The organism is Arthrobacter sp. ISL-30 (genome assembly GCF_018613855.1).
In the GTDB taxonomy this organism is placed as follows: Bacteria; Actinomycetota; Actinomycetes; order Actinomycetales; family Micrococcaceae; genus Arthrobacter.
Map to the genome: position 1 here is coordinate 1 of NZ_JAGGPK010000041.1, position 16,066 is coordinate 16,066.

The following is a 16,066-nucleotide window of genomic DNA, read 5'->3' on the forward strand; positions in this document are numbered from 1 at the left end:
CAAAGAACTGGTCTCCGGCTGGACGAAAACCTTTAGCGACCCCCGCCTCTGCGCCGCGATCGTGGACCGGTTGACCTTCAACGGCACGATCATCGAAACCGGCACCGACTCATACCGCCTTGCCCACACCATCGCCCAACACGCAGCCAGCTAAAAGACCTGTGGGGCCAGATATAACCGTCCTGCCGGGGCCAAAAAGAGTTGACATAGTCACTAGCAGATGACCTCACCCGCCAGGTCAGGGCTGCACTATCAGGCCCCGTCACTGCCCTCTACCCCAACTAACCCACCCATCCCGGCGTCAGGCACCCCTAACGCAGCAGGAGAAGGACGCGTGGCAATCACTATGTCGAAGTCCAGTACCGAGCGCTTTCCCATCCGGACGTTACTCTGTGGGAGCAGCGGCAGGCATTGGATCGACTACGCCGGAACGGGCGGGCTCAGGTTGGTGAACAGGACCTGTTTCGGAAGTTGCAGTCTCCCAACTTTGATGGTGCCCCCGGGTCTGGGAGGGCTTGGCGGTGGCTTTTACTACGGTGCGGAACGCGTACCTGCGTCGGTGCTCGGCCCCGATGTTGGAACGAAGTTCCAGTCGAAAGACCCGTCGTCTCGGAGTGTCATCCGGAGGAAACCGTGAGTGTCGCTGAACCGCTTCACAATGTACGACGGACTGCTAGTGAAGGATCGGAGACCAATACCTCCCGTGGAAACCTGGAACGCTGTCATCCCGTCACTGACGCACTGGTCAGCGTTGTTCACCGGACATGAGCGTTCGTAGTTGTGTTGTGACCCTGACAGGGTGAGCCGCACCCGGTGCTTCCACATCACGTCGATCCACGGTTTGTGGTCAGCGGCCCGCTCATGTGCCTTGGTGTTCGACGTGAAGTACGGCTCGTGGTACACGACCGCCAGGTGCTTACCCGCCGCCTTCGCGGCAGCAAGGTCGTTGTCCAGCCACGTCGTCAACGCCCGAGCCTGTGTCGGGTTGTACCGCCAGAGCGCGGACGACAGGAACGCGAAGTGCCAGTTCCCGAAGTCCTTCGAGTACGGATCCCCGTTCCCGATGAACCCACGCTGCTCGTTGATCGCAGCCTTCGCGGGGGCACCCGGGCATTGGCCGTTCATGAAGTTATCGAGGTCTTCATTCCGTCCGGGTCGCCAGTCATGGTTGGGTGCGGACACCCAGTACAACTTGGGTTTCGTGCCACCCCAAAGCCGCGTCCAGTAGTTCACGTAGTCAGCGCAGTAAGCGGTGTCGTACTGGAAGTCCCCGAGCCCCAGGAACGCGTCAATCTCGTTGTTCTGCACGAGCCTGGTGATCGCCGCACCGTTCCGCCCGGACGGGCTATCCGGTGCGTCCGTCTTCACGCCGTTCATGTCACCGACAGCAGCGATCCTCACATCGGTGGATGACAGCCCACCGCCGATAACGAGGGACGCGGCCAAGAGACCAGTGACGCCTAGGAGAAAAGCGGACGTTCCAGCGATCACACGATTGCGGCGCATGGGGGGCGCCTCCCTTCGTGGGGTGCGGTGTGTACTACTTGGGGCAAATTGGGGTACGCCCGGTATGTCTACCTTTGAGTTTAGAACAACCCTGGGACGATCACAGGCCATCACCAGTTCTGGTCAGCACCCGGGTTCCCGTTCGCGGTGCGGTACTTCGTAGTGCGGGTCGCCCCCAGCACGTACAGGGGCGAACACCTTCACGACGCTGATGACGAGGGTGGAGCGGAGCCGGGTGGAGTCAGCTAGGAACACCAGCGTCACCGGCCGTCAATCCCCGAGCTGGTTCCTCGCCCGCACGACTCCAACCCCATCCGTGAACGCACCAACGCCGGCCTCCGGCTGCCCGGGCCCGCGGTAGCTTCGGCGGCCAGCCAGCCAAACTCAGCAAGGAAAAACTCAAGACCGCCCGCAAGCTCAACGACGAAAAGGACATGACGGTCGAGAAAATCGGCCTAGTCCTGAGAGTCAGCCGTACTACCCTGTACCGGGCGCCTCGAACGCAACAGTCGGCGGCGCCTTCGCAGAAACGTGCGGCGGCCTGCAAAAGGAGAAGTAGTTCCTCAGCCCTGTCTGAAGGTGTGCCACACGACAAAGTCCTCCCCGACATATAGGCTCCGTTCAGCCTTCAAATTTCAAGGGGGATGAATGAAGTGCATGAGTGGCCGGCGGCGGAGGCTAGGTTCGCTGCTCGTCGTTGGAATGTTGCTGACATCTTGCGCGGCCGGGATCAGCGACGGATCACCGTCGGCCGCGCCTACGCTTCCTCCAACCAGTAACTCCGGCCATCCGCCGAGCAGTTCGATCAGCCCCACAAGCAGTTCTCCCAGACCTCAGGTAACCTGCGTCTCTTTCCTGACATCTGCTCCTTGCTCCGAATACGTCAGCGTAGCCGGGTCAGCCAGTGGAGTGGACCTGCCATGGGTGGAGCCGGGGAGCCTTACAGTTCAGCTCAGCTCCGTGAACGACAGTCTCCAGTTGGCTGTGAAGACGCCTTGCAATCCGATCAGCGGGCGGGTGTCGATCAACGGTAGTACTCTCACAGCGGAGAGACTCGCGACCGGTGCAATGGGCTGTATCGGCGAACAGTCCGAACAAGAGAAGTGGGTCCTAGACTTCCTGGCACGACAAGTTGAGATGACCTTCAGCCAGAACACCCTCAACTGGAAAAGCGGGCCCGACATGCTCAGCTTTAAAATCAAGTAGCAAGTACTCATCTAGGCAGCCCCCCGAGCCACGCTCGTATACTCCGGTTTGGGAATTTTGCTCTGACTGACTCTAGGAATAGAGGATTTAGTCTCGGGTGCCGTCACATGGCGGCTAATAGCGTACGTTCTAATGACCGACGCCTCCCTCTAAGTGTTTATTCGAGCACTCAGATCCATAAGTGGTCCTGCTCAACCCGACTCCTGAACCGCTGAAATCGTGACTTGTGATTTCGCTGCCGCGCAATTCTTCGGGGTAGCTTGGGTGAACACGATTTGGGGGAAGTGCATGAAGCATCACGCACTGAGAGTTACGACAGTGGCCGCCATCCTATTGCTCTTGACCGGCTGCTCGAGCTACGAGGGTATGGAAGCCTTCCATAGGGAGGCCACATCTGAGGATGAGTTGCCGCCCGAGATAAAACTGGGCCCCGAGGGCGATCCTTCACGAGACAATTTCCGACTGCTCAGCGAACACGAGGGCGTGAAGTACTACGCCGGAGAGAGCGACAACTTCCTCACCGCATGCCTGGTTGTGTTTCCCGAAGACAAACCAACGCAGTGGATTGCTTCATGCAGCCAAGGAGTAACCGGCCAACGTGAAATCCTCACAGCCACTGGGCCTGACGGCTCTACGACAAAACTGGTTACTACGGGCTTCGATACCAAAGGGTTGGAAGCAGCCGGGTGGAGAAAAATCCACGAAAACGTTCTCGTAGGTTCATAACCGCGAAACCACCCATCTCGAGATTCCAAAAGGGTGGCTTTCGGCCGGACCTCGTCCGGCGCAGATGTGGCCATAGCTCGGGGCAAGTGAGGCAGTTGGACTACCTCGGGATCGGTCATTTCAGGGTGTTGCGTCGGATTTCAAGGCGAGTCCCAGTGAAGCACACACTTTTTCGTCGCCGGGGATGACGGCGGCTCGGCCATCATTGAGCACGCATACGGTCAGCGGGTCAGGGACCGGGTAGGAAAAGCTGCGGTCATGCAGGCTTGGATGTGGGTAGCCATTAGGGGCGTCGGGGTCCAGTATGTGTTGAGCCCACAAGTCCCGGCAGGCGGTCAGCGCGTCTTCGATAGGGATGGGATTGGGTGGCGCTGGCTCGCCGGGCCTTGCACCTTCGAGCAGTGTAGCTGTGGTGCCGGGGAACTGGTTGCCGTTGAGTTCGGCTCGTGCGAAGCAAGCTATCGAGCTTTTGTCCGTGACGGGCAGCTGCATAACGACCGCTCCCCCGGTGGCCACAAGCGCGACGGCGACTCCGGAAAGCAGGATCCGCTTGCCTTTGGTGTTCTGGAAGTGCCGGTTTTCCGGGGTTCCGTTCTGTGCGACGCTGGCCAGGAGCTCCTCAATGGCGGCGCTGCGTTCGGCGTTGAAGTGTTGTGAGCGCGAATTGTCGTTCATGGTGTTTCTTCCTCAGAAGTCAGTGGGGTCGGTGCCGGCAGGAACCCGGTTGGCGGGTTCATGAGCTGGGAAAGTTTCCGTTTAGCGCGTGAGAGCCGGGACTTCACGGTGCCGGGTGGAATGCCAAGCAGTTCGCTCACCTCAGCTGTGCTCATGTCCTCTCAAGAACACAGAGCGCAATGATTTCCTGGTCCCGCCGGCTCAGCGAACGGTAGGCCCGGTGCAGGAGCTCAGACCGCCGGTCCCCGTCGACACTGTCAGCTACGAAGTCGCTGTGATCCGGCACATCCTGGCACTGCGGAAGTTTCCGGAGGAGGCGTTCATAGCGCAGTGTGGACCTGAGCTTGTTCCTGGCCACGTTCGTGGCAGTGATCAGCAGCCAACCGAGCATCGAATCGTTGACCAGCCGGATTTTGGACCTGCAGCGCCAGGCCTCAAGGAACACCATCGCAGTGACGTCCTCAGCCTCGAAAGAAGTGTTTACCAGCCGAAGGCTGTGACCGAAGACCCGGTCCCGGTGGCGTCTAAAGAGGGAAGCAAAAGCCGAACCGTCATCACCATCCATGACACGCAGCCAAAGCTCACGGTCCGTGGGTGCCTTCCCTGTGTCCCCCATACCTATAAGTGTCCGGCAACCCCAACACGGTTCCATTACCAAATAGAGAGTCGCCGACGTCTTTCACACGAAGGGTCGCTTTTGAGGACCTTGCTTGAACGGAGGGGTAATTCGCCAATCAAAGGGAGCGACGCCGTCACCAACCGCCGCGGGTCGGCGTATGTCCCTTTCGGGCATCGTCGGGCATTGCCATTTCGGCCCGCAGGCCTAGGAGTCGGATCGGACGGCCCACTTCGATTCCGGCTGCAAGGTCCAAGGCCCGCGCGAGGATTTCGTTCCGGTCGAATGTCTCGGGAATCTTCCTCGCGTGGGTCTTGGTGAAGAACGGCGCGTACCGAACCTTGAGGGTCAGCCCAACCACGGGCCGTCCTTCGGCCACAACATCCTCAAGGACATGCGCTGTCAGCTCCCTTACGGCGTCGTCCACCTGGGAAGGCTCGGTCAGGTCGCGCTGGAAGGTGGTCTCCCGGCTATGCCCGCGGGCGACCCACGGGGTGTCGTCTACAACGCTGGCACCGTCCCCGCGTCCGAGCTCCGCGTACCAAGGACCCATCTTGGGGCCGAACTCCTGGACCAGGTCTTGGGGGTCGGACGCGGCGAGCTCGGCGACTGTGTTGATGCCGAGTTTGGCCAGCCGGCCCGACACTTTGGTTCCGACGCCCCACAGGTCCTTGGTGGGCCGACTGCCCATGACGTCGAGCCAGTTCCCGGAAGTGAGACGGAAGACGCCGGCCGGCTTGCCGAAACCGGTGGCCACCTTGGCTCGGACCAGGGTGTCGCCGATGCCCACGCTGCAATGCAGCTGCGTTCGCTCCAGGACAGCGGCTTGCACCTGCCGGGCGTAGGCTTCCGGATTCTCTGTCTCAGTGCCTACAAAGGCTTCATCCCAACCCAGCACCTGCACGATGGCGCCGGGCTGCGCGCGCAGGGTAGCCATCACCGTTTCAGACGCCGCGAGGTACGCCTCCTGATCGACGGGCAGGATCACAGCGTCGGGCACTTTCCGGGCCGCAATGCGTAAGGGCATTCCGGAACCCACGCCGAACACCCTGGCTTCGTAGGATGCGGTCGACACCACAGCTCGTTCCGTGGGGTCGCCCCGACCGCCGACAATGATCGGCTTGCCCGCAAGCTCCGGCCGCCGGAGCACTTCGACCGCCGCTATGAACTGGTCGAGATCAACGTGCAGCACCCACCGGATTCCGCTCACGCCACCAGTCTGCCCTAAACATCCCTGCCAAGCATCGGCCCTCCACCGAACTTGGCCGCGCAGCCTGCGGTCCTCCTGACCTTGCCAGGGCCAAAATCGTACCGCTCAGGGTTTCCCAAAAGGACCGGCTTGCGGGCATCGCCGACACGTCCACTGGTCGCGTTATACGTTATGCCCATGATCGAACTGCGGGCACTCACCGACGAGGACGTTCAAGCGCACAACGCCGGCGAGGACGATGAGGTGATTCGCTGGCTCTCCGGCGCGCCTAGTACCGACGATTCGACGCGCCGACACTTCGCGATGCTGGCCGAAAACGCGAGCCGCGGGGCAGGTAAGCGCGGATTCGGCATATGGTTCGACGGCCAGCTAGCCGGCTACGTCGACTTCGACCCCGATGCAAACTATTTACCCGCGGCCGGCGATGTCAATATTTCCTATGCCGTTCACCGCCGGGCACGTCGCCGGGGGGGTCGCGACGTCAGCCGTTCTTCTTGTATGCAAATATATTGCGGACGAGGATATCGGCGACCGAGCAATCATCCGCGCTGACCCCTTGAACACTGCGTCAGTCCGCGTAGCCGAAAGCAGTGGGTTCCGCTTCATCACAGAAATCACCTCGACTAGTGACCACCATGCGGACGGCTCGCCCGTCGTATACGTCACGTACGCCCTCATTCTTCGCGACTCAGCCACGGCAGGTGAGGGACCCCCAACGGGCGCCAGGGGTGACATTTAACGCTGCAAAAACTCTGCCATTTAGCGCCGGGAGCCACGTCGAATCAGCGAATCGTGGCACTGAATCGGCAAGTCGAAAAGACTAGCCAGAAGTGGTGGATTTCGACGATGCGGGGTCACGTTGCCGCCAGCTGAGGCGGCCGTTCCGGACTATCGCGTTAGCCACCACCCAGAATCTGCGGCTTGTAGATACTTTTCCCTGCTGAAGCCCGGGAACTCCCGTTCCAAGCGGGAAGGGGCATCGGTTTCGGACAGGTCGCAGCGTTGCCCGACCTCAAGGAGGCGGTTGGTGAACCTCACTGCGTCCTGGATCTCCTTCCGGCTGTAAAGGTGGCTAAAGCCCCTGACGTGTCCCATCACTGGGCCAGCCGCGATGGGCCGTTTGTTCTTCATCAGGATCAATCAACGTCTTTTTGTAGAACGCGGCCGAGTCCTCGTAGCCGAGTTGGAGGTAGAACGCTCCTGCCCTGCGGCTGGCCAGTGATGTATAGGAAGCGCCCTGTTCGCGTCCCCATCGTTCGGCCTCGGTCATGAGTGCCCGCCCGATGCCTTCCCGGCGGTACTGCCCATCGACCATCACTTCTTCGACCCAAGCAACAGGTCCGTTGGCAAGGAAAGTCTCGTGGGTATGAGCTAGCAGGTAGGCGCAGATTCCCTCCTGCAGATGCGCGACAAGGACGAGTGCGTTCGGGCTTCCTAACAGGGCACGGAAGGTCCGCTCAAACAGCTCACGTTCGGGACGGAAAGAGGTGGCAAAATCGCGAGCAAGCGGCCACACGCCCTCCATGTCCTCAGCGACAGCTCGTCGCACCTGCAGTTCAGTCATCTGGCCATAATATGGGCCTTCGCTATCGTGGTCGCGACTTGCCCTCGTATCGCCGTCGTGCCGCATTTCCCGCCGAGGCCCCTCAGCTGAACCCTTACTTCATAAGCCTTTATTCCTTAGCTACGCTTATCCTCAGCATATGCATTACCAATGCTTGAACAAGAAGTTGGCGACTGGTCCGTGCGCGGCTTGTGTGACCTTCCATTCCGTCGGCATTCTTTCCCGGTGTTAGCCGAGTCACTTTTTGAATGCGGCTTGTTGGAATTGGCAAAACCGATCCGGAGGAATTATGGGACTAAGCTCCCCAACGCTGACCCTTGAAACATCGAAAGCGGAAAAGCCCGAAAGCGGCCTGCGCAGGTCGATGGGCGCCCGCCACCTCGTCATGATTGCCATGGGCGGAGTGATCGGCTCCGGACTTTTCCTCAGCTCGGGCTACACGATCGCCCAGGCCGGGCCGCTCGGTGCCATCATCGCCTACCTCATTGGCGCCGTAGTGGTGTACCTGGTGATGGCCTGCCTGGGCGAACTGGCTGTTGCCTATCCGGTGTCCGGGGCATTCCACATCTATGCGGCACGTACCATCGGCCCAGCCACAGGATTTGCCACTGCCTGGCTTTACTGGCTGTGCTGGGCGGTTGCCCTCGGTTCCGAGTTCACTGCCGCGGGCCTGCTAATGCAGCGATGGTTCCCGAATGTAGAAGTGTGGATCTGGTGCCTCGTCTTCGCCACCGTACTCTTCGCCTTGAACGCTATTTCGTCGAAAGTGTTCGGGGAATCGGAGTTCTGGTTCGCCCTCATCAAGGTGGCCGCCGTGATCGGGCTCATCGTCCTCGGCGGCGCAGCCCTCTTCGGCTTCCACCCCTTGGCGGAGTCCGACTATCCCCTCCTTGGCGAGAACCTTGGTACTGCCGAGGGTCTTTTCCCCAATGGCGTTACGGGCGTTCTCATTACCACTCTCGCTGTTTTTTATGCCTTTTCCGGTTCCGAACTCATTGGGGTTGCGGCCGGAGAAACATTCAATCCCGGAAAAAACATTCCCAAAGCCATGCGGACTACGGTTATTCGTCTCATGATTTTCTTCGTTGGAGCAATTGCGGTAATCGCACTGACGGTTCCCTATGAAAACATCGCCCTCGATGAGAGTCCATTTGTCACCGTATTTTCCCGACTTGGAATTCCCTTTGCCGCGGACATCATGAACTTCGTCATCATCACAGCCCTGTTGTCCGCCGGAAACTGTGGCCTCTTTTCCTGCGCCCGGATGCTGTTCTCCCTCGCCGACGAGGGCTACGCTCCGAAGGCCTTCAGGAAGCTGACCAAGCGGGGAATTCCCCTCATTGCACTTTGTGTGAGCATGCTGGGCGGCCTGGCATCCCTGATCAGCAGCGTCGTGGCCCCGTCCACGGTCTACCTTGTGCTGGTTTCTGTGGCCGGATTCGCCACGGTGGGCGTCTGGATGTCAATTACGGCCTCCCACTTCTTCCACCGACGGGCGTTCCTCAGGGACGGGGGCGACACCCGCACGCTTGCCTACAGCGCCCCGCTGTTTCCCCTGCTGCCGATCGCAGCGTTCGTCCTATGCGTCATCTCGCTTATCGGCATCGCCTTCGATCCTGCCCAGGCCACGGCACTCTACTTCGGCATCCCATTCGTGGGCGCCTGCTACGCGTACTTCTATTTCAAGTACGGACGACAGGAAGCGCAGCTGAGCCAGGTCTAGCCTGCGGAGCAAAAAAGGGGCGTGGACACCGTCGTCATGACAACGGCGTCCACGCCCCTCCCCCAATTCCCCCAGTCCCGGACTCCGCCACGAGGGCGGCAGGAGCCCGGACCCCTAGCTCCGGCTGAAGCCCTGGCTGAACCGTCCCGGGCGGAACGTTGCCAGCATCGGATGCTTGTCCCCGGTGAGGATCTCGCCCGCAAGCAGTTCGCCGACGATCAGGGCCAGCGTTGCCCCCGAGTGCGTGAAGGCCACGAAACAGCCAGAAACGGCATCCAACTCGCCGAGCACAGGTTCGCCGTCTCCGGGGATGGGCTTGTAGCCGATCTTCCAGGAGGCGGGCTTCAGCTCGGGGTTGCCGGCGATTAGCTTGGACGCCTCGTCCGCCAGCTCCTGCACCACCTCGTCCGGAATCCCGAAGGTACCGTCGCTGTACTCCGTGATGTGTTCCTTGTACCAGTCGTGGTCCAAGGCAAGAGTGCTGCCGGGATTTGGCCGGACGGCCGCCCTCGGTGTGTTCAGGACACTCTCCAGGCTGTGCTCCACCGGTTTTGTAATCACCAGCATGGAAACCGGAGACCCGTTAGGAATCTCGACGCCGAGCGGCGCGACAACAGACGGGGTGGCCGCGCCGCACGCGACCAGGACGGCGTCGGCGTCGTACGTTTCGCCCGAAGGGAGCACCACACCGGTGGCGCGGCCCTCGCTGGACAGCACGGAAACTTTGCCGGCATTGAGCACAAGCTCTCCCCCGAGCTCATGGAATTCCTCCATCAGGTGCTCCAGGAGATGCGGGAGGCTCACCCACCCCTCGCCGCCGTTGAAGATGGCATTCTCCGGGACCGAGGACGAGTCGACGCCCGGAACAATCCGGCCGATCTCCTCCGGCGCGAGCAGCTTCGAGTCGTACCCAATCGACTTCTCGTAGGCGTGGCGGGCAGAGGTCTCCTCACCATGCCCGACGGCATTCCACATGACGCCGCCATCGAACTGGAGCCACTCACGCGAGGGATCGGCGGCGAAGAGGGTCCGGTAGCGCTCGACTCCCGCAAGGCGGAGCTGATGGTACGGCGTGGACCTTTCCCCTGCCGAGTTCAGCCACGACAGGGAGCGGCCGGAGGCCTCGCTGGCCAACCGGCCCTCGGTGAGCAGAATTACGGACCCGCCCTCACGGAGAAGGTGAACGGCGGTGGAAACGCCAAGGATGCCACCACCGACGACGGCGACGCGCTTGGGAGCTTCGGAAGACATGGGAACTCTCTTTCAGAAATGGTTGTTTGAGGAAGCAGGCTTCAGGCGAAGGCGTGGATCTCTTCGATGATCTTCAGGACGGCGAGGGATTCGGCAGGATCCACCGGAAGAGGTCCCGCTCCATGCAGGGCCGCGGCCAGCTGTGAGTAGAAACGCGGGTAATCGCCGCGCTCCGCCGGCACCACTTCGGTGGCACCGTCCACTCCCAGGACTCCCCAGGAGCTTTGGGGCTCGACGCCGTAAGCCGGGTCCGTGGGAACCACACCATTCGCGAGGGCTGGCTCCTGTCCGTCCAGACCCCACTTCGTGTAGCCCGCCTTTGTGCCGAGGACGTGGAAGCGTGGACCGGCCTGCGCGGCGGCTCCGTTCATCCACAGCCGGGAGCGCACTCCGGATTCGTGGACCAGGGACACGAAGGCCTCCTGCTCGGCGCCGAAATCCTGGCTGGCAGCGCCCTTCCCGCCAGCACCCGTCTCGCCGTAAACCCGCTCAACAGGCCCGAACAACTCAACGGCCTGGTCGATGAGGTGCGCGCCAAGGTCGTGCAGGATTCCGCCGGCGTCACCCTGCGTGGCGGTGTCCGCCAGTTGCCAAAGCCCTCCGGCCGCCACCACTCGAAGCGGGATTCGAAGGTCTTTACGTCACCCAGGCGCCCGGATTTGATGACTCTTCCCAGCGTCAGGAAATCGGCGTCCCAGCGCCGGTTCTGGAACACCGTGAGCTGCACACCGGCGTCGGACGCTCGATCGATCAGCTCCTGTCCCTGCATGGAGGTCGGCACGAATGGCTTATCCACCACCAAGTGGAGACCGTGGCGGATCGCCTCGGTGGCGAGGTCGAAGTGCGTGGACGGCGGCGTTCCCAGGACAACGAGGTCCAGGTCGGCGGCGAGCGCGAACATTGCCTCCGCCGTCTGGACCACCCGGGCCTGTGGGTAGAGGCGCAACGCCTTCCTGGCACGGTCCGGATCGGCGGTGACGATCACGTCCAGTGAGTACGCCGGATTAGCGGCAAGGAGCGGGGCATGGAAGACGCTTCCGGAAACCCCGAATCCGACGACGCCGGTGCGGATCGGCGCGTGGGTGACCGTCAGCATCACAGCACCTCCGACAGGAATCGCTGCAGGCGGGCGCTCTGAGGGTTGTCGAAGATCGCCGAGGGAGTTCCGGCTTCTACAACTTCGCCTTCGTCCATGAAGACCACCTGGTCCGCGACGCGGCGGGCGAAACCCATTTCGTGAGTCACCACCACCATGGTCATGCCGCGACTGCCCAGCCCGGCCATGAGGCTGAGGACGCCCTTGACCAGCTCGGGGTCGAGGGCGCTGGTTGCCTCGTCAAAGAGCATGACCTCAGGTTCCATGGCGAGGGCGCGGGCGATGGCGACGCGCTGCTGCTGTCCGCCGGAGAGGTCGCGGGGACGGTGGTCGGCCCGCTCGGCCAGGCCCACTTCGGCGAGCCGGCGCTTGGCACGTTCCCTGGCCTCGGACTTGGACATGCCCTTCACGCTCCACAGCGCCAGCGCCACATTCTCCAGCGCAGTGTGGTCCGGAAAAAGGTTGAAGTGCTGGAACACCATCCCGATGCGTCGACGCAGGACGTCCGGCTTCACAGCCAGCGCACTTTCACCCGCGAGCAGGACATCCCCGCTCTTGGGTTCGTGCAGCCGGTTGATGCCGCGCAGCAGGGTGGACTTTCCCGATCCGGAGGGGCCGATAATGCAGGTGGTGGTGCCGGGCGCTACCTCAAGACTGACCTTGCGGAGGACCTCGACATCGCCGTAGGCCATGGTGAGGCTCTTCAGCTCAAGGCTGGAGCCGCGGAAGGTCTCGACGTCGGAGGTGGTGTTGGTGGTGCTGATGTTGGCGAGGCTCACTTGTTGCTCCCGGCGGTCAGCGGCTGGGCCGCATCGAGTTCTTTCAGTTCATTGAGGCCGCTGCTGGGTGGAGTGGCACGACGCCGGCCTGTGCGGAAGCGGTCGTCGATGTAGTTGACCAGGTGTGTCAGGGGAACGGTGATGACGAGGTAGAAGATGCCCGCCATGACCAGGGGGGAGAGATTACCGCTGAGCACCGCGGCGTCCTGGCCCACCCTGAACAGTTCGCGTTCGCTGACCAGGAGGCCGAGGAAGTACACGAGTGAAGAGTCCTTGACGATGGCAATGAACTGGTTGACGAGGGCCGGAAGCACCCGGCGGACCCCCTGGGGGACCACCACGAGCGCCATGGCTTTCGCGTAGCTCATGCCCAGGGCGCGGCACGCCTCCGCCTGACCCTTGTCCACGCTCATGATTCCTGCCCGGAAAATCTCACCGATGTAGGCGCTGGCGATGAGGCTCAGGGCGACGATGCCCAGGGGGTACGGAGAGGGACCGAAGATCGACTGGCTCAGCCGGGCGAAGCCTTGGCCGATCAGCAGGATGGTCAGGATTGCTGGAAGGCCACGAAACAGGTCCGTGTAGATTCGGGCCGGGATGCGGAGCCAGCGGGATGAGGAGATGCCCATGACGGCAACCACCATGCCCAGGACTACCCCGATGACGGTGGCGGCTACCGAAATGATCAGCGTGTTGAGGAGGCCGACTCCCAGCAGCTGGGGCAGGACTTCGATCATTGCGTTGAAGTCGAAAAAGGTGCGAATGATGGTGTTGAACCAGTCCATGGTTGCTCTCAGACTTAGTTGGTTGTGGATGCCGGGCGGGTCTCTTCGGACTCAGGACCCTTTATGGTTCAGGTGAAGGAGGCCCGCCCGGCTGAGCTCGTTGCTGGCTGCCGCTACTTAGCCGGCGTGGGGGTGGCCGCCGCCTGTTCGGCTTTGGGCAGGTACTGCTGCGGCATCGGGGAGCCCGGGAACCACTTCTGGTACAGGGTCTTCCACGTTCCGTCTTCCATGGCTTCGGCGAGACCCTTGTCAAGGGCTTCCTTCAGCTCCGTCTTGCCCTTCGCAATAGCGAATCCGGCCGGAGCATCGAAAGACGGAATATCGGCAGCGCTGACCAGGCCGAACTGCTCCTGGTAGGACTTTGCGGCCTCGTAATCCAGGAAGTGGGCGTCAACCGAGCCGCTGTTCACGGCGGAGACGGCAGTGTTGTTGTCCGGGAACCGCACCAGGCTGGCCGAGGTGAAGTTCTTCACTGCATACGCTTCCTGCAGGGTTCCCTGCACCACGCCCAGGCGCTTGCCGGAAAGCCCCTCGGCATCAGTGATTCCGGAGGTCTTTGTGGTGATGACGGTCAGGTAGCCGGCAAGGTAGCCGTTGGAGAAGTCCACGGTCTGCTTGCGCTTGTCGGTAATGCCGATGGCGGCCACACCGACGTCGAACTGGCCGTTTGCGACGGCGGCCAGCAGGCCGGAGAAGTCCTGGCCAGTGAAGACTACGTTGTCCACACCGGCGCGCTTGGCGACGTCCTTGAAGAGTTCGACGTCGAAGCCCGTGAAGTTCCCGGAGCCGTCGGTGAAGGTGTAGGGCTTCGAGTCGCCCAAGCTGGCGACGCGGACGGTGCCGGGCTCGATGAGGCCGTAGGGGTTCTCGGCCGTTGAGGAAGAGGCCGAGGATGATCCGCCGCAGCCCGAGAGTGCGAGGACCGTCGCGACGGCAGCCGCGACAAGCATTCCGGGACGGAACTTCTTTCGTGAGATCACAGCGTTTATCCAATCGTGGGGAGTCAAGGTGGGGCCGAGGCCGCCTCGGGGAGGGAAGTCGATGAACTGCTTGCTGAGTCCGGTCTCACTGCTTAGGATTGAGACCGGACTCACATCGATTGATAAAGAATGTAACCGAAGCCACACAGACCGTCAAGAAAAAAGTCTTCCGGCACTCAGAGACCTGAAAGGGCCGATATGAACAACAGCGCGTCCCGTCGTCGAGACGTCACCGTTGCCGACGTCGCAAAGGCAGCACAAGTTTCCAAAGCGCAAGCCGCACGCGCCCTGGGCAACTACGGCGCTGTGAGCGACGACGTGCGGGAACGGGTCCTTGCCGCCGCCGAGGAGCTCGAATACCATCCCAATGAGCTTGCGCGCAGCATGAACACGGGTCGCTCCAACACCATTGGCGTTGTTCTGGGCGACATCGAAAACCCGCACTTCGGCTTGGCCACGCGCGGAATTACCGATGTAGCCAAGAGGGCCGGATACAACGTCATCCTCATCAATTCCGACGAGGATGACGCGGCCGAGGTGGAGGCCGTCCGGGTGCTACTGGACAAGCGTGTTGACGGCCTCATTGTGGCTCCCGCCTCCTCCCGGAACGTGGACCACCTGCGCCGGGCACAGGAATCCGGACGGCCCCTGATCCTTTTGGATCGCACGGCCGATGGTATGGACGTGGGGACCGTGGCGGTGGAAATGACGGAGGTTTCCTACGAATCCACAACGTATCTGATCGAGCAGGGCCATCGTCGAATCGCCTTCGTTTCAACGCTGAAGACCGATCTGCCCTACTTCCCTGGGATGCCCTTGGATTCCTCCCAGATTTCCGAACGCCGCCGCGGCATGATCCGGGCCTTTGATGAGGCAGGGCTGGAGCAGCCGGAGGACCTGGTGCGCTTCAACGCCGGCAACCCGGAATCCATCAAGCGCATCACCCGTGAGCTGCTGCAATCCGAGGACCCCGCCACCGCAATCATCGCTTCGGACGGGCTCATCGCCCTTAGCGTCGTGGAGGGTATCCAGGAGCTGGGGCTGACAATTCCGGACGACGTGTCGTTCCTCATGTACGACGACTTCCCCTGGACCCGACTCACCACCCCTCCCCTGACGGTGATCGCTCAGCCCGTCTACGAGATGGGCGCTGCCGCGGCGGAGGCACTCATTGGACAGATCCAGGGGAGGAAAAACCCAGGACGACTTCCGGAGTTCACGGCGACGCTCATCCGGCGAGGATCAGTAGGTGCGCCTCCGACAGCGGAGGTGCCGGACGCCGTCGGGGTGTCTGGGGCCGCGGAGGTGCCCGGCGCCGGGGAAGTTCCGGGCGCCGGGGTTCCGGTTCCGTCAGTGGGTTAATTTGGCGTCGGGTTCTGCCGGATCAGTCCTTCGTAAGGCAGGTCCGGCCCCGTCTTTACGGGCAGCAGCCAGGTTGCGCCCGCGAATGATCGGGCAAAAAACCGACGCCGGTAGGCGCGCGAAAGAGTTTGCTCTACCGAGTTGAGGTCCGCCGGCTACTCCACGTCCGTCTTGACGATGTAGACGTCGCAGGGGGCGCCATGGGCCACCGAATTGGCTACGCTCCCCAGGACACGCCCAATTCCGCGCATTCGCTTGTTTCCTACGACAATCATCTTGGCATCATAGGTTTCCGCCTGCTTGATCAAGGCGTTGGCAGGCGTGCCTCGAATTGCATAGAACGACACCTCAATCTCGCTCGTGCCGAGACCATCAGCCACTGTCCGCGCGATCTTTGCAGCATCATCCGCTGCCGAAACGATGAATTGGTCGCTGCCGCTGCCGTAAACCTCAGTGCGATCCCCTTCAAAAGCACTTACCACGTGGAGCTCCGCTCCGATCGCCACTGCCAGGTCCCGGGCAGCTTCCGCTGCCCTCCTGGCGGTTTCGCTGCCGTCAACACCGACGACGATGACTCCGCTCATACA

The 16,066-nt window shown here is 61.8% G+C and carries 18 protein-coding genes and 2 pseudogenes; 8 read left to right on the forward strand and 12 right to left on the reverse strand.

Going from position 1 to position 16,066, the window contains the following annotated elements:
• A partial coding sequence (locus J7E82_RS15885; protein WP_214864444.1) for an ATP-binding protein occupies positions 1-154 on the forward strand: 154 nt, incomplete at its 5' end.
• Positions 155-531: 377 nt separating this feature from the next.
• Here J7E82_RS15885 and J7E82_RS15890 read toward each other — a convergent pair.
• Positions 532-1,506, reverse strand: coding sequence for a hypothetical protein (locus J7E82_RS15890; RefSeq protein ID WP_214864337.1), 975 nt, complete (start codon positions 1,504-1,506; stop codon positions 532-534).
• 425 nt (positions 1,507-1,931) lie between these two features.
• On the opposite strand from J7E82_RS15890, the pseudogene J7E82_RS20815 reads away from it, so the two are divergent.
• From J7E82_RS20815 to J7E82_RS15905, 3 genes and pseudogenes are all read left to right on the forward strand, one after another.
• A pseudogene (locus J7E82_RS20815) lies at positions 1,932-2,120 on the forward strand (hypothetical protein); the annotation flags it as partial.
• Positions 2,121-2,466: 346 nt separating this feature from the next.
• Entirely contained in the window at positions 2,467-2,712 is a 246-nt protein-coding gene (locus tag J7E82_RS20820; RefSeq protein WP_374223624.1) for an META domain-containing protein, read from the forward strand.
• Between the two features lie 318 nt (positions 2,713-3,030).
• Positions 3,031-3,438, forward strand: a complete 408-nt coding sequence (locus tag J7E82_RS15905; protein ID WP_214864339.1) for a hypothetical protein — start codon at positions 3,031-3,033, stop codon at positions 3,436-3,438.
• A 120-nt stretch (positions 3,439-3,558) separates the two neighbouring features.
• On the opposite strand, the gene J7E82_RS15910 is transcribed toward J7E82_RS15905, so the two are convergent.
• The 4 genes from J7E82_RS15910 to J7E82_RS15920 form a co-directional block, all read right to left on the reverse strand.
• Positions 3,559-4,113 carry a hypothetical protein gene (locus J7E82_RS15910; RefSeq protein ID WP_214864340.1) on the reverse strand — a complete coding sequence of 185 codons (555 nt, stop codon included), beginning with the start codon at positions 4,111-4,113 and terminating at the stop codon, positions 3,559-3,561.
• Positions 4,110-4,268, reverse strand: coding sequence for an RNA polymerase sigma factor (locus J7E82_RS20825; RefSeq protein ID WP_251041985.1), 159 nt, complete (start codon positions 4,266-4,268; stop codon positions 4,110-4,112). Before J7E82_RS20825 ends, J7E82_RS15910 begins: the two co-directional genes overlap by 4 nt.
• Positions 4,265-4,729: an RNA polymerase sigma factor gene (locus J7E82_RS15915; protein ID WP_251041986.1), complete on the reverse strand. Its 465-nt coding sequence runs from the start codon at positions 4,727-4,729 to the stop codon at positions 4,265-4,267. Before J7E82_RS15915 ends, J7E82_RS20825 begins: the two co-directional genes overlap by 4 nt.
• 136 nt (positions 4,730-4,865) lie before the next feature.
• Positions 4,866-5,921 (reverse strand): DNA polymerase IV, encoded by a 1,056-nt coding sequence (locus J7E82_RS15920; protein ID WP_214864448.1) that lies wholly within the window; start codon positions 5,919-5,921, stop codon positions 4,866-4,868.
• A gap of 195 nt (positions 5,922-6,116) precedes the next feature.
• Between J7E82_RS15920 and J7E82_RS15925 the strand changes: the two genes are divergently transcribed.
• On the forward strand, positions 6,117-6,491 hold the full coding sequence (locus J7E82_RS15925) for a GNAT family N-acetyltransferase (RefSeq protein ID WP_214864462.1): 375 nt from the start codon (positions 6,117-6,119) through the stop codon (positions 6,489-6,491).
• Entirely contained in the window at positions 6,379-6,678 is a 300-nt protein-coding gene (locus tag J7E82_RS21345; protein WP_214864342.1) for a GNAT family N-acetyltransferase, read from the forward strand. Before J7E82_RS15925 ends, J7E82_RS21345 begins: the two co-directional genes overlap by 113 nt.
• A gap of 333 nt (positions 6,679-7,011) precedes the next feature.
• On the opposite strand, the gene J7E82_RS15935 is transcribed toward J7E82_RS21345, so the two are convergent.
• On the reverse strand, positions 7,012-7,503 hold the full coding sequence (locus tag J7E82_RS15935; protein ID WP_214864344.1) for a GNAT family N-acetyltransferase: 492 nt from the start codon (positions 7,501-7,503) through the stop codon (positions 7,012-7,014).
• A gap of 289 nt (positions 7,504-7,792) precedes the next feature.
• Here J7E82_RS15935 and J7E82_RS15940 point away from each other — a divergent pair, with 289 nt between their 5' ends.
• Positions 7,793-9,226, forward strand: a complete 1,434-nt coding sequence (locus J7E82_RS15940) for an amino acid permease (protein WP_214864346.1) — start codon at positions 7,793-7,795, stop codon at positions 9,224-9,226.
• A gap of 114 nt (positions 9,227-9,340) precedes the next feature.
• Here the strand turns inward: J7E82_RS15940 and J7E82_RS15945 are convergent, their stop codons facing one another.
• From J7E82_RS15945 to J7E82_RS15965, 5 genes and pseudogenes are all read right to left on the reverse strand, one after another.
• Entirely contained in the window at positions 9,341-10,477 is a 1,137-nt protein-coding gene (locus tag J7E82_RS15945; RefSeq protein ID WP_214864348.1) for an FAD-binding oxidoreductase, read from the reverse strand.
• Positions 10,478-10,518: 41 nt separating this feature from the next.
• Positions 10,519-11,573: pseudogene (locus J7E82_RS15950) on the reverse strand (Gfo/Idh/MocA family oxidoreductase).
• Positions 11,573-12,352, reverse strand: coding sequence for an amino acid ABC transporter ATP-binding protein (locus J7E82_RS15955; RefSeq protein WP_308113887.1), 780 nt, complete (start codon positions 12,350-12,352; stop codon positions 11,573-11,575). The pseudogene J7E82_RS15950 and the gene J7E82_RS15955 overlap by 1 nt, the downstream one beginning before the upstream one ends.
• Positions 12,349-13,137, reverse strand: coding sequence for an amino acid ABC transporter permease (locus J7E82_RS15960; protein ID WP_214864350.1), 789 nt, complete (start codon positions 13,135-13,137; stop codon positions 12,349-12,351). Before J7E82_RS15960 ends, J7E82_RS15955 begins: the two co-directional genes overlap by 4 nt.
• Positions 13,138-13,250: 113 nt before the next feature.
• Entirely contained in the window at positions 13,251-14,087 is an 837-nt protein-coding gene (locus tag J7E82_RS15965; protein ID WP_214864452.1) for an ABC transporter substrate-binding protein, read from the reverse strand.
• 228 nt (positions 14,088-14,315) lie between these two features.
• Here J7E82_RS15965 and J7E82_RS15970 point away from each other — a divergent pair, with 228 nt between their 5' ends.
• The gene (locus J7E82_RS15970) at positions 14,316-15,479 is read left to right on the forward strand and encodes a LacI family DNA-binding transcriptional regulator (protein ID WP_214864352.1); all 1,164 of its coding nucleotides are present in this window, start codon (positions 14,316-14,318) and stop codon (positions 15,477-15,479) included.
• A gap of 155 nt (positions 15,480-15,634) precedes the next feature.
• On the opposite strand, the gene J7E82_RS15975 is transcribed toward J7E82_RS15970, so the two are convergent.
• Complete coding sequence (locus J7E82_RS15975) at positions 15,635-16,063, reverse strand: universal stress protein (protein WP_214864354.1); 429 nt, start codon at positions 16,061-16,063, stop codon at positions 15,635-15,637.
• Positions 16,064-16,066: the final 3 nt, after the last annotated feature.